General features: G+C 37.6%; 12 protein-coding genes and 2 pseudogenes. 8 read left to right on the forward strand and 6 right to left on the reverse strand.

Annotation, left to right across the window (positions count from 1 at the left end; translation table 11 throughout):
- The 5 genes and pseudogenes from FZ945_RS09880 to FZ945_RS06950 all read right to left on the reverse strand — a co-directional run.
- Positions 1-290 (reverse strand): hypothetical protein (locus FZ945_RS09880; protein WP_187424177.1); only part of this gene is annotated, 290 nt, incomplete at its 3' end.
- Between the two features lie 16 nt (positions 291-306).
- On the reverse strand, positions 307-606 hold the full coding sequence (locus tag FZ945_RS06935) for a hypothetical protein (RefSeq protein WP_148803484.1): 300 nt from the start codon (positions 604-606) through the stop codon (positions 307-309).
- Positions 603-2,024 carry a hypothetical protein gene (locus tag FZ945_RS06940; RefSeq protein ID WP_148803486.1) on the reverse strand — a complete coding sequence of 474 codons (1,422 nt, stop codon included), beginning with the start codon at positions 2,022-2,024 and terminating at the stop codon, positions 603-605. The genes FZ945_RS06935 and FZ945_RS06940 overlap by 4 nt, the downstream gene beginning before the upstream one ends.
- 86 nt (positions 2,025-2,110) lie before the next feature.
- Positions 2,111-2,563, reverse strand: coding sequence for a hypothetical protein (locus FZ945_RS06945; protein WP_148803488.1), 453 nt, complete (start codon positions 2,561-2,563; stop codon positions 2,111-2,113).
- A 174-nt stretch (positions 2,564-2,737) separates the two neighbouring features.
- A pseudogene (locus FZ945_RS06950) lies at positions 2,738-3,693 on the reverse strand (IS110 family transposase).
- A 294-nt stretch (positions 3,694-3,987) separates the two neighbouring features.
- Between FZ945_RS06950 and murC the strand changes: the two are divergent.
- The 8 genes and pseudogenes from murC to FZ945_RS10300 all read left to right on the forward strand — a co-directional run bounded on the left by murC (position 3,988) and on the right by FZ945_RS10300 (position 11,751).
- Positions 3,988-5,295, forward strand: coding sequence for a UDP-N-acetylmuramate--L-alanine ligase (gene murC / locus FZ945_RS06955; protein WP_103612873.1), 1,308 nt, complete (start codon positions 3,988-3,990; stop codon positions 5,293-5,295).
- A complete protein-coding gene (locus FZ945_RS06960; protein ID WP_148803490.1) occupies positions 5,295-5,612 on the forward strand; it encodes a hypothetical protein in 318 nt (105 codons plus the stop codon). Before murC ends, FZ945_RS06960 begins: the two co-directional genes overlap by 1 nt.
- Positions 5,606-5,950 (forward strand): hypothetical protein, encoded by a 345-nt coding sequence (locus FZ945_RS06965; protein ID WP_103611668.1) that lies wholly within the window; start codon positions 5,606-5,608, stop codon positions 5,948-5,950. Before FZ945_RS06960 ends, FZ945_RS06965 begins: the two co-directional genes overlap by 7 nt.
- The gene (locus tag FZ945_RS06970; RefSeq protein WP_148803492.1) at positions 5,947-8,151 is read left to right on the forward strand and encodes an endonuclease MutS2; all 2,205 of its coding nucleotides are present in this window, start codon (positions 5,947-5,949) and stop codon (positions 8,149-8,151) included. The genes FZ945_RS06965 and FZ945_RS06970 overlap by 4 nt, the downstream gene beginning before the upstream one ends.
- Before the next feature lie 96 nt (positions 8,152-8,247).
- A complete protein-coding gene (locus FZ945_RS06975) occupies positions 8,248-10,158 on the forward strand; it encodes an EAL domain-containing protein (protein ID WP_148803494.1) in 1,911 nt (636 codons plus the stop codon).
- Positions 10,158-11,249, forward strand: coding sequence for a succinyl-diaminopimelate desuccinylase (gene dapE, locus FZ945_RS06980; protein ID WP_148803496.1), 1,092 nt, complete (start codon positions 10,158-10,160; stop codon positions 11,247-11,249). Before FZ945_RS06975 ends, dapE begins: the two co-directional genes overlap by 1 nt.
- Positions 11,250-11,287: 38 nt before the next feature.
- Positions 11,288-11,590 (forward strand): annotated as a pseudogene (locus FZ945_RS10295) (YedE family putative selenium transporter); the annotation flags it as partial.
- 23 nt (positions 11,591-11,613) lie between these two features.
- A complete protein-coding gene (locus FZ945_RS10300; protein WP_262367185.1) occupies positions 11,614-11,751 on the forward strand; it encodes a hypothetical protein in 138 nt (45 codons plus the stop codon).
- A gap of 90 nt (positions 11,752-11,841) precedes the next feature.
- Here the strand turns inward: FZ945_RS10300 and FZ945_RS06990 are convergent, their stop codons facing one another.
- Complete coding sequence (locus FZ945_RS06990) at positions 11,842-12,672, reverse strand: peptidylprolyl isomerase (protein WP_021087484.1); 831 nt, start codon at positions 12,670-12,672, stop codon at positions 11,842-11,844.
- Between the last annotated feature and the right edge of the window lie 67 nt (positions 12,673-12,739).

The raw sequence follows: 12,739 nt of genomic DNA on the forward strand, positions 1-12,739 counted from the left end.
TTAGGATAAAGACCACTCACAAAATAATCAAGACTTTTTACGTTATTACAACCAAAAAAACGCATACAATCGCAAAGAAAAAATTCATTATTACCATTATAAAGAGGAAAAGAAAAATCTTTAACCATCAAAGCATCAGTATCGGTGTTTTGATAAAATTGAGGTTCATTAGTTTTATAAAAATAGGGATCAGTAGTATCTGGAGAAAAAGAAAATTGAATTACATCCCCACCGATAGCAGAATTAGAACGAAGTAATTTAAGTTCATTAACAAATTTTAAATGCAACATAACAAAAACCCCTTATTTAAAATAAATCTAATTTAAATTGCTTAATAGCAAATATATACTTGCGACCATTTCGCAACGAATAACCGTGATCTTCTAAAAGCTTTTTTAAATTTGTCTGTTTAAAAAGCTCGTTTAACTCATCAAAAGCAGAATACAAAGATCGACGACTACCAACAACAATGTCAGCCCAAACAAAGCCCAACTTTTTAGCATAAAGCCTTTTAATAAAAGGGCTTTTAACATCAATGCAATAAATTTCATCGCCACCATGCAAAAGATCACTTATTAAACTACCATAAGCATTTAACTTCTTCATTGAATAACCTTTAAAGCCGTTTCAATAGGACGTTTATAATCATCATTTCTTATTTGAGAGATTGCAACAAAAAAATCATTTAAAGAAGTAGCAAAAACATCAAAAAGCGGATTATCAACATCTAAATTTTGATTTTTTATAGTCTTTTCATTTTTTAAAAAATTGCCTGCAAGCTTTGATAAACCATATTCGTGGAGAGTTAAGCCGTCCTTTTCAAGGTCTTTTAATGTTTCGGTAAATACATATAAAAAATTCTCACCACTAACACCTAAATTTGTATAAACCGCACTAACAAAAGCCTTTAAAGCCATTGTCGCTTTTTTAATATCTCTTGACTGAATGAGATCATGCATAGTAAGAGCTTTAAATTTATCATCGCCCCAAGTAGAGATAAAATCCCAAATTTTAAGCCGATTAGTATCAAGATCACATCTTTGGTAAATTTTACGAACACTTTCAGACTGAATAACCCCAGCAGTTAAGCGATTGACTTCATCATCAGTTAGATCATACCATTTACAAATACTAAGCCCTTGCGACCAGAACGCCCCTAAATGGCTAAAAATATATCTTATCTCGTTTTCTTCATTGATAGGAAGTAATCTTTTTATCGCTAAACGTCCAAATTCTGCTTCGTGTCTGAAAACAAAAAGATCGATTTTTGGATTAAAGCCGTTAATCTCCCACTTTGTGAAAATTAGAGTAGATATATTTTTGCTTTGAACTTGTTTAATTTTGTCATAAACCCTAAACATGTGCGGATTTTTACCAAAACTTACACCTTCAAAACGAGTAAAACGCATAAAATTATTTACATTTATTTCGGCGATATCGCTAAAAGTCGCCGAATTTTCATCAATTATTAAATCATCATCATCTTTTTTATATTGATCGGAGTAATTAGAAATTCTCTTTAAACTTCTAAATTTTAAGAAATCTTGTGGAGTATATTTTATCCCAGTTACGTCAGTCGCTAGATCAAGCCTTAGCACGCTTACACGAAAATTAACCCCAAATATATCATTTAAAAATTTATTTACAAACTCATAAGCCCTAATATGCCCATATTTGAGCAAAAACACACTTCTAAACTGAATTTTTAAATGATATAGCCCTTTTGGCTTAAATTTTGTGTCCGAAATAGTGCAAAATATATCATCATTTGCAAAATAACCAAAATATTGCCCCAAACCCTTACTTGATACTTTGAAATTACCATATTCAAAACCCAAATCATCAAGCACATATTTTTCGCCAAACGTGCGTAAATTTTGCGCCTGCTGTTTAAGCATAGCTATCTTGCGAATAAAAGCCGAAAATTTAGTATCAAAATATTTTTCATCGGTGCAATTAACCCCAACAACTAAAGTGTCGATACCTTGGTGAAGTATTTTAAATCTATCGTCTTTATAAATCATTTTCTTTAACCTTAAGAAAAACTTAGCTTGTCCCGCCTAACCTTGCTGATAGTCTAGGCGTGGGGCTAAGTTTTAGCCCCTATTTTTCAAGCATTCGAGCCGTTTTTAATACTCTCCATTTTTAGCATTGCCGTGACAAAGCTATCAATGGCGGGAACAAATTTGCTAAAAATTACAACTGGAGTTGAATTATATGCATCCTTATAAAGTCTATACTCGATCTTGCCACTAGCAATATATACTTCATCTTCTTTTAAGTCTAAGTATTGCTCTTGTGTTATTCTTGTTGTATGCTCGCCACCGCTATTTAAAGCCACAAAAGTAACGACATAACTATCATCCCACCTTTCAAACTCGCCAAACTCATTTACAACAGGATTATTATCCTTATCAAATTTTTGTTTGCCTTCAATCTTCTTAACCTTGAGAACCTTTATCTTTTGCTCGAAATAATCAGCACTCTGGTTAAGCGACTGGTAAATTTCGCGATAAAGTGTTTCGTTTGTGCTATCCATTAATGGAGCTGTGCTTTTTGCCATTGTTTATCCTTTTTGAAAAAATTTGATTTTTTATTAAATATCTATTACCGATGATTTGCGAAAGATAAGCCTTACTAATCTTTAAATGATCGCAAAGATCAGCCCTTGTTAAAGTTGTTTTAGTTGATAAAATTTCAAGGACTGAAAGAATAAGCTTGTAATGTATCTTTCGCACTAAATAGCCTTTATCTCAGCGTTAAACGGAAACAAGCTTTTTAAATAGCGAACTATCGCGCACATAACAGCAACAATAGCAACCATTTTCTTTTTACCATTAGCGATTAAACGATCATAACGTGCTTTAAATTTCTCATTAAAGCGAACGGCACACAAAGCAGACATAAATAAAATACGTCGAATATTAGAACTACCCATTTTATTTATCTTTTGGCTTTTATACACGCTTGAACCACTTTGAAAAATTCTAGGGCTAAGACCGAGAAAGCTAACAAACTGCTTTTCAGACTTATCACGATTAAAATGCAGTTGTGGGAATAAATTTAAAGCTAGGTCAATACCAAAACCCTTATTACTTTTAATAATTTCTTCGGTTTCAGGAATAGTTTTTTAACAAGATCGAAAGCCAATTTTTGAAGCATAGATTGAAGCTTTGCGATCTCTTTTATAAGATTTTCAATGACTTCATCAACAACGCTATTATTTACATTTTTTTGAGATTGTTTAAAATTTTTAAGTTGAGTATTAAGCTTTTGAAGTAAATTTAAAGTCGAATTATAGCTTTTGATTTGTAAATATTCGGCGTTATATTTATCAGGCAAAATTTCGCTTTTAAAAGTCCGAGCATAAACAGCCAAGCCATAGCTATCATTTACATCAGTTTTGATAGCACTAAGATGTTTTAAAAACAAAGAAGTCTTATATGGATTTGTAACGCTATATCTAATATTTAGATCAGATAGAGCTTTTTGAAGTGATAAATGATAATTTGAAGTTGCTTCAAAAACAACTAAAATTTCATCATTTTTAAAACTATTGAAATAAACTTTAATAAGATCATAATTGTTAGGAAGTGTTTCAAACTTAGCTTTTTCACTTGCAATAGAAGTTAAAAAACAAACGTCGATTTTATCTTTAGAAACATCAACACCGCAAAAAAACGCTTTTTTCATTTTGATACTCCGAAATAAAATTTAGGTTATGTTTCTTTCTTGTATTCAGTGTTAAAACACTAAGATTTTTAACCGAAACATCAACCATAAGCCCTAAATCTAAGGCACAGCGTAAAAAAAACCGCTTAATTTAGTAACAGGGACTTATGGAAAATTTTATAAAATCAAAAGAGAAAGACGAAACGAGATGTGTAAATTCTCTTTGATTTTATGGAAGTATCATACAAAATTTAGTAGTTTTTGTTAAAATCACGAAAAACTTAAGGATAAAATTTGCAAGAGCTAAACAACGAGATCAAAAAAGTCCATTTCATAGGCATAGGCGGCATTGGTATCTCGGCCATCGCTAGATTTTTACACGAAAAAGGCCACAAGATAAGCGGCAGCGACATCAAAGAGAGCAAGACGACGCTTGAGCTTCAAAATGAAGGCATCGAGGTCATCACGCCGCACTGCAAAGAGGCGATAAAAGACCAAGACTTCGTGGTCTATTCAGCCGCGATAAAAGAGGACAACATCGAGCTAGTGGAGGCTAGAAGAAAGGGCATAAAGTGCTTTTCAAGAAAAGAAATTTTGCCCTATGTGCTTGAAGATAAGTGCGTCTTTGCAGTTGCTGGCGCGCACGGCAAGAGTACTACTTCAGCGATGCTAGCAAGCCTTATTGAGGGCTCAGTCATCATCGGCGCCATATCAAAGCAGTTTGGCTCAAATATGCGCTATGCCAAAAGCGACAACGTCGTATTTGAGGCTGATGAGAGCGATTCAAGCTTTCTAAACTCAAACCCATATCTAGCCATCGTCACCAACGCAGAGCCAGAGCACATGGAGCACTACGACTATGATCTAGCTAAATTTTACGCAGCCTACAAGGGCTTTTTGGAGCGCGCAAAAGTTAGGGTGATAAACGCTGAGGACGAGTTTTTAAGCACGCTTAAGCTTGATGCGATCAGACTTTATCCAAGCAGTGATATCACCGAGCTTACGATGGTGGTAAGAGACTATCAGCCATACACCAGCTTTAACCTTAAAAATTTAGGCAAATTTGAAGCCTTTGGCATGGGCGAGCACATCGCTATAGACGCATCTTTGGCTATTCTTGCTGCGATGCACGAGACGCCGCTTAAAGATATCAGAGAAAATTTATTAAATTTTAAAGGTATCAAAAAGCGTTTTGACATACTTAGCGCAAACAAAAATTTCGTCCTAATCGACGACTACGCGCACCATCCAACCGAGATAAAAGCGACACTAAAATCAGTCTTTGAATACGCCAAAATTTTAGGCATAAAGAGCGTCACAGCGATATTTCAGCCACACCGCTACACAAGACTTAGCACAAATTTACCTGGCTTTAAAGAGTGCTTTAAAGGCGTTGATGAGCTTGTCATCTTGCCAGTTTATGCAGCCGGTGAAAATCCGATCGAAGTTGATATGAAGAGTGAATTTAGCGAGTATAATCCAATCTTTACAGACAAGGTCGAGAGGGTTGAAGAGGGGATAGAATTTACAGATGAATTTGGTGTGAAAAACCGCCTAAGTGACGGCATCGTAGTTGGCTTTGGAGCGGGCGATATCAGCGTGCAACTAAGAGGCGGATATTAATGGATCTAAACAACTTTAAGCCTCAAGATGAAAATGAAATTTTAAAAGAGATAAAAGAAAAAGAGCTTAGCGAAGAAGAAATTTCAAGCCTTATAAATTTAGGCAAAAAAGATATCTTGATCGCGCTTGCAAGGTCACAAAAGCTAAGTAGCGCCCAGATAAAAGATATGCTGCCAAATGCCCCTTATCTTGCCGTTTGCTTGCTAGTTGAAAAGCAAGATATCAGCGAGGTTAGAGCTGAAATTTTAGAAAAGATCAAGCCTCATGCTGAGCTTTACAAAGAGCTTATCGCAAAGTATAAAGGCGTGAAATGGTAAGAAATTTGATAATAATCGCCGGTGTGATGCTACTTTTTGGAGCAATCTGGGCGATAAAAGATGAAAAGATCAGCAAAGGCGTTAAAGCGCTCGTTAGCGCAGTGCTTGTAGCGATCCTTGTTTGTGTCTATTTTTACGAAGAGAATTTATCAAAAAACGAGGACGCCATCTCAAAGCTAGTGACTGACTTTAAGCAGGGCAAAACACTAAAATGTGGCGAATACAACGTGAGCGCTGAGAAATTTAACTACGAATTTGGCACGGCGTCATTTTTACCAAAACGAGAATTTAGCGATCTCTCAGGCGTCATCGTGCCTATAAAAAGTTGTGAGCAATGACTGAAGAGATATTTTTAAAGCTCGATCTTGGCGAGTATCTGGATAAATTTAACTCATTTTTAGCAAGGCAAAAACCGCTATTTTTACAAGGCGACAGCAAAATCCATTTTGAAAACATTAGCGAGCTTTCAAAGTATGATTTTAAGGCACCTGAGGAGATAAAAGAGCTTGATGACGCGCTTATGAGACTTAGCAAGCAAGCAGTGCTTCACATCAGCGAAATTTACGAGTTTGCAAAGATCATTAAGTATTTTTCATATCTAAAAAAGCAAAAATTTGAAGGTAGGCTTGGCGAGTGGATCGCAAAGGTTGAAATCCCTGAAGCGATGAGCCATATGGCAAACAGCTTTGATGAAAACGGCGAGTTTAGCGACAGCGTGGATGAGAGATTTTATGCGATAAAGCAGGCTTTTAGCGAGAAAAAGCACCAGATCGACGCCGAGCTTAAAAAGCTCATCTACTCAAAGCACATCACGCCCTATCTAGTCGATACTCAGACGCACTACATCAACGCGCAAGAGGCACTTTTGGTGCGTGGCGGCTTTAATCACGCCCTAAAAGGCACCGTGATCGCTAGAAGCTCAGGCGGCTACTTCTATGTCGCACCTGCAAGCACCGAGCGCCTAAAAAAGGAGCAAAGTGAGCTGCTTGATAGAAAAGAGGAGATCGTTTTTGAGCACTGCAAGAAATTTAGCCTACAGATGAGCAAGAGCCTACTTTTTTTGAAATTTATAAATAACGCTTTTGATCAGTTTGACGCATATCAAGCGCGTGTAAATTTGGCTAGATCACGTGATTATGAGTTTGTTTTGCCAAATAGCTCGCACGTTATAAAGCTTGAGAAATTTGCCCATCCAGCGCTAAAAAATCCAAAGAGCGTGAGTGTGGATTTTAGTAAAAAGGTGCTTTTGATAACCGGCGTAAATGCTGGCGGTAAGTCGATGCTTTTAAAATCAATAATCTCAGCCACGCTGCTTGCAAAATATCTGCTGCCTATGCGTATCGACGCAAACCGCTCAAGCATCGGCTCTTTTAAAGAATTTGATGCGATCATAGAAGATCCGCAAAGTGTGAAAAACGACATCTCGACCTTTGCTGGCAGGATGGTGCATTTTGCAAGGCTTTTTACTAAAAAATCGATCATCATCGGCATCGACGAGATCGAGCTTGGCACCGACTTTGAGGAGGCTGCGAGCTTGTATGGCGTCATGATAGAGCGTCTCATCACTCAAGATATCAAAATGATCATCACGACCCACCACAAGCGCCTTGCGATGTTGCTAGCTAAAAATCCAGAGGTTGAGCTAGTGGCGGCACTTTACGACGAGGCGGCTCAAAGGCCTAAATTTGAGTTTTTAAAGGGCACGATCGGCAAGTCTTATGCCTTTGAAACGGCGGCAAGATATGGCATATCTCAAAATTTAGTGGCGCAGGCAAAGAAAATTTACGGCGAAGATAAAGAGAATTTAAACGAGATCATCACAAAGACGCTAAATTTACAAACCAAGCTTGATGAGGGGATAAAAGAGGTCACGGCAAAAGAGGAGCGGTTGGAGCGCTTGCTTGAGGAGCAAAAAGAGCTAAAAGAGAAAAATGAGATCAAGCTAAATGCGACTATTTCGCGCCTAGAAAAAGAGTATTTTGACGCGATAAATGCGGCAAAAGCTGTTATAAATTTCAAGGACATTAAAGACAAGCAAAGAGCGCTAAACGTGGCAAATGAAAAAAAAGCTGCCATCGTTAAGCCTAAAAAAACTGAGCGCGAGAGCCTAAAAGTAGGCGATAGAGTGAAATATGAAAATATAAAAGGCACGGTTTTAAGCATCTCTAAAAATGACGCAATGATCGAGTCAAATGGCATAAATTTGCGTGTACCACTTGAGCTTTTAAGAAAAAATGGCAACGAGGTAGTCTTGCCTAAAAAAGGCGGCGTAAGTTTAAGTGTCGATAAGCCAAAAACGGCCTCGCTCTCGCTTGATCTGCACGGCATGAGAGCTGACGAGGCGATAGCTAAGCTTGATAAATTTATCTCAGATAGTCTTGTTATGGGATTTGACGAGGTTAGCGTATTTCACGGTATCGGCACTGGTAAGCTCGCCTTTGCTGTTAAAAATTTCTTAAAAGAGCATCCAAGCGTGAAAGAATTTCACGATGCACCGGCAAATCAAGGCGGATACGGTGCAAAGATCGTTAAGCTTTGAGCTAAATTTTTAATTAAAAAATGAAAGAAAATTTTTATTTAGCTTGGATATAATCCAGTAGAAAAATTTAAATTTAAGAAAGGAAGTTTAAACTTTATGCCAGGTGACGAATCGCAAAAAAAGCACTTTAGTATGGTTAAAACCGTCACTTTGGTCGTGGTTTTGCTTTTTGCATTTTTCTTAACTGAAAATTTAATCGTCTATTCGTATAAATACAACAACGCACTCTCTACAAACAACTTTGGCCTCAAAAAAAAGACCGAGTATCTAACATCTCAATATGTAAATTATCTTAAAAATATAAGTAAATTTAATATTATAGATTTTCAAAATTATATAACCGATAACGCTTTTGGCGAAGTCTTTTTGCTAAAAGAAAATGGTAAAAATGGCTTTAAGATAGAAGCGTCTTCAGAAACTAGCCTCGTAAATAAAGACTACGAAGACAAGAGCTGTGGCGACATCTACTCGCATGATTTTCAAAAGGATTATTTCAAGGCTGAAATTTTGCCAGAAAACAGCGCCAAAGTATGTATGTTTGTCGCCGTAAATGACTATATTTTAGGCTTTAAAGCGCATATCGATCAAAGGATAACTGGCACTAGCGACCCATTTTATTTTCAGTGGCTGATGAAAAACATGACTGTCACTTTGATCTTAAGCTCGATTGGTCTATTTTTAGGGCTTGCGGTCTGTCTTTGGTTTGTATTTAAGTATCTAAACATCAAATTTGACTATCTAAAAGTAAAAGAAGAGAGCACTACTAAGATCGCCCAGCTACAAGAGAAGCTATATATCGATCCGATGACTGGGCTTTTTAACAAGGCAGCACTCATAAAAGATGTGAGCGAGTATAAATATCCAAAAGTGATACTTATGGATATCGATGATTTTGGCAAGATGAACGACTACTACGGCAAATACGTGTGCGATCAGATCTTAAAACAGATGGCAAATCTCATCAAAGAATTTGCAAAAAATGAGAATATGAAGGCTTATTGTATCGAGGCGGACAGATTTGCTTTGGTCGAAGATAATAACGACTTTATCGACAGATACGAAGAGCTAGCTGAAAATTTACTAGATATCTTTAAAGGCAGGATGCTTAGTATAAAAGATGAAAATGGCGTAGAGGTCGATGATATAGAAATTCACAACACCATAGGCTTTGCGCTTGATAGTGACCAGACTTTAAGAAAGGCAACCATCGCGCTAAAATCAGCTAAGACGCTTGATAAAGACTATGTTTGCTACTTTAAAGGGCTAAGTCAAAAAGATGAATACGCAAATCAGATCGAGCGCTCAAAGCTGATCCAAAACGCTACGATAAACGACAACATTGTGCCGTATTTTCAGCCGATATTTGACGAGAAGAAGATCCCTATAAAATATGAATGCTTAATAAGAATTTTAGACCGCGACGACGTCATCTCACCAAGCGTATTTTTGGATATCTCAAAGCGTATCAAGCGTTACGCAGACCTTGAAAAGCAGCTCATTAAAAAGTGCTTTGAGCACCTCACTGAAGATCCAAATTTGGTTCTTTCTATAAATTTAAGCAGCCGAGATATGATAGATGGCGACGTCTCTGCGCTGGTTTTAAATTTACTAAACAAGCACAATGTCGCTGGCAGGATAGTCTTTGAGATAGTCGAAGACGAGGAGCTAAAGAGTGCTGAGCGCGTCTCAGTCTTTATCGAGCGAGCAAAGAGCATGGGCGCTATGATAGCGATCGACGACTTTGGCTCTGGCTACTCAAATTTCTCTTACATCATAAAGATCAAGCCAGACTACGTGAAGATCGATGGCTCTATCATCAAAGACATCGATATCAATAAAGACTCATACGCCATCGCAAGCGCGATCGTGGCATTTGCAAAGGATCTTGGCATAAAAACGATCGCAGAGTATGTTCATTCTAAAGAAATCTTTAACGTCTGTAAGGAGATAGGCATCGACGAATTCCAGGGATTTTACTTGGGAATTCCTTCTAAAAAGGCGTTTTAGTGGTAGTTAGCTTTTTAAAAGAGCTTTTAAAATTTCGTTCTATCACGCCAGATGATGCAGGCAGTTTGGAGTTTATCGCTAAATTTTTGCCTGATTTTGAGGCTAAATTTATAGAAAAAAACGGCACAAAAAATCTCATACTTTCTAAAATTTATGGAGACGGCGAACATCTAGCTTTTGCAGGACACGTTGATGTCGTGCCTCCAGGAGATGGCTGGGAGAGCGAGCCATTTACCCCGCTAGAAAAAGATGGCTACATCTACGCAAGGGGTGCGCAGGATATGAAAAGTGGCGTGGCTGCCTTTGTTTGTGCTGCTAAAGAGGCTAAATTTGATGGCAAGCTAAGTCTTATCTTAACAAGTGACGAAGAGGGCGATGGCACTTATGGCACGCCTTTGGCACTTGAATATCTGCGTGAGATAGAGGATCTGCCCAAATTTTGCGTCGTGGCTGAGCCAACTTGTGATAAGAAATTTGGTGATAGCATAAAGGTCGGCAGACGTGGCTCGATAAATGGCAAGATCGTGATAAAGGGCGTTCAAGGCCACGTGGCATACCCAGAAAAATGCGTAAATCCAGTAAATTTAATAGCTCCACTTTTAAGCAAGATAGCTGACCATGATATGGACGGAGGGAGCGAGTTTTTTAGCCCAAGTAAGATCGTGGTGACGGACATTCGTGGCGGCATGCAGGTTTGCAACGTCACGCCAAGCGAGCTTAGCATAATGTTTAACGTTAGAAACTCAAATTTAACTGACGCAAATGACGTTGAGAGCTATCTTAGAAGCGTTTTAGATGGGCTTAGTTACGAGCTTAGTATAAAGCAAAGCTCAAAGAGATTTTTAACGAACAAAGATAGCAAGATCGTAAGAAATTTAATGGCATCTGTCACAAAGATCACCGGTGTTGCACCACTTTTAAACACAAAGGGCGGCACGAGCGATGCTAGGCACTTTGCTGAATTTGGCGTAGATGCGATAGAATTTGGCGTCATAAACGACCGCATACACGCTAAAAATGAACGAGTTAGCATTGATGAAATAAATAAACTTTATGAAGTTTTTAAAGACCTCATAGAAAATTTTTACTAATCTCATTTGTTATTAAATAGTTAAATTTAAACGCCATCGCTGGTGTCTTTGTAGGACAAGTTTTTAAGAAAAATGGCTACATTTTGCCTGAGAGCAAAACCACTGCAAAGGCTATCTGGTTTTTGCCACTAATTATTGCTATTTTACTTTTGATAGCACTTATCTTTGGTCTAAAACTTGGCGAAAATAGCGCACTTATGCAAAGAAGTAAATTTTGCTCAGTGGGAGCTATCGGCAAAATTTTCGAGCGTGACTTCTCGATGTTTTATGGCATAGTCTCTATCGTTCTTTTTGTAAGCATCACAAATTTAGTGCTAAATCAATACAAATTTGGCTTTGAAGCTCAGCTCATTTTGTTTTAGGCATGGGCGCAGGTGCTGCGATAAGTCATAACTTTATCTTAGCAAGCTCAGGAGCTGGCATCACACCTTATGCCCCGTATGCCGTAGTGATAGGCTTTATTTATGCCATCTACGTTGGATTTTTCACTAAAAAAGTTTAACTGAATTTGACTGCTTTTGCAGGTTTTTGCTTATAAATTTTAAATTTAAATTTTAGAGAAATTTAGCCACCAAAGTGGCTAAATTTGAAGTTATCTTAGGATTTGAATTTTGGCTTTAGCGCGGAGTTTTTCGAAGTAATCACTCATTAATTTTTCTTGCTCGCCTTGGTAAAGCTCGTTTATAACGTTATCTTTTACATCAGCAAAGCTTGGTGTGTATGAGCCGATCTTCTCTTTTACTAAAAACATATCAAAGCTATCAGGTCCTTGCAAAGGCTGTGTGTAGTCGCCGTTATTTGTGCTTGAGATGATCGCAGCAAGTCTTGGGTCTATGCTTTGATAGTCCAAACTCACCTCTTGTGTTTGCACGCCGTCTAGTAGCTTCGGACTTGTCTTTTGAGCTTCAAGCAGATTAGGGTCTTTTGCTCTATAAACTACGACTCTAGCGGTGCTAAAAACCTTAAATTTGTCTGGATTAGCGTCAAAATACGCCTTTGCTTTTTGCTCATTTATGTTTTTGCCAGCCTCAGCAGCTATGCTTTTATAAAGCTTTTCTTGAAGCATCTTGTGCTCTAAGTTGTTTTTAAAGTCCAAAAAGTCCATGCCTTGAGCTTGGATAGAGCTTCTAAACTGCGAATTTGTCATGCCATTTTGCTTTGCGATCGCCTCGATCCTGTCGTTTAGCTCAAAAGGTGTCACGCTTAAATTTAAGTTTTTTATCTGCGCATCTTCAAGCCTATCTCTGATAAGCAAATTTAAAGCGTCCTGCTCTGTTGTCTTTAGCTGTTCCTTCAAGCTATAAACCTCGTAAAGCGTGATAGGCTCGTTCTCCACGATAGCTGCGATGCCGTTTATCATCTGAGCTGAATATAAATTTAAGGCACTTAACACGCCAGCAGCCAAAAAGAGCAATTTTTTCATAATGAAACCTTTGTTTAAGTATTTAGTAAATATAATTTTGGGCAATTATAACATAAAAATAAGGCAC

It is taken from the genome of Campylobacter concisus (genome assembly GCF_902460535.1).
Lineage (GTDB): Bacteria > Campylobacterota > Campylobacteria > Campylobacterales > Campylobacteraceae > Campylobacter_A > Campylobacter_A concisus_AS.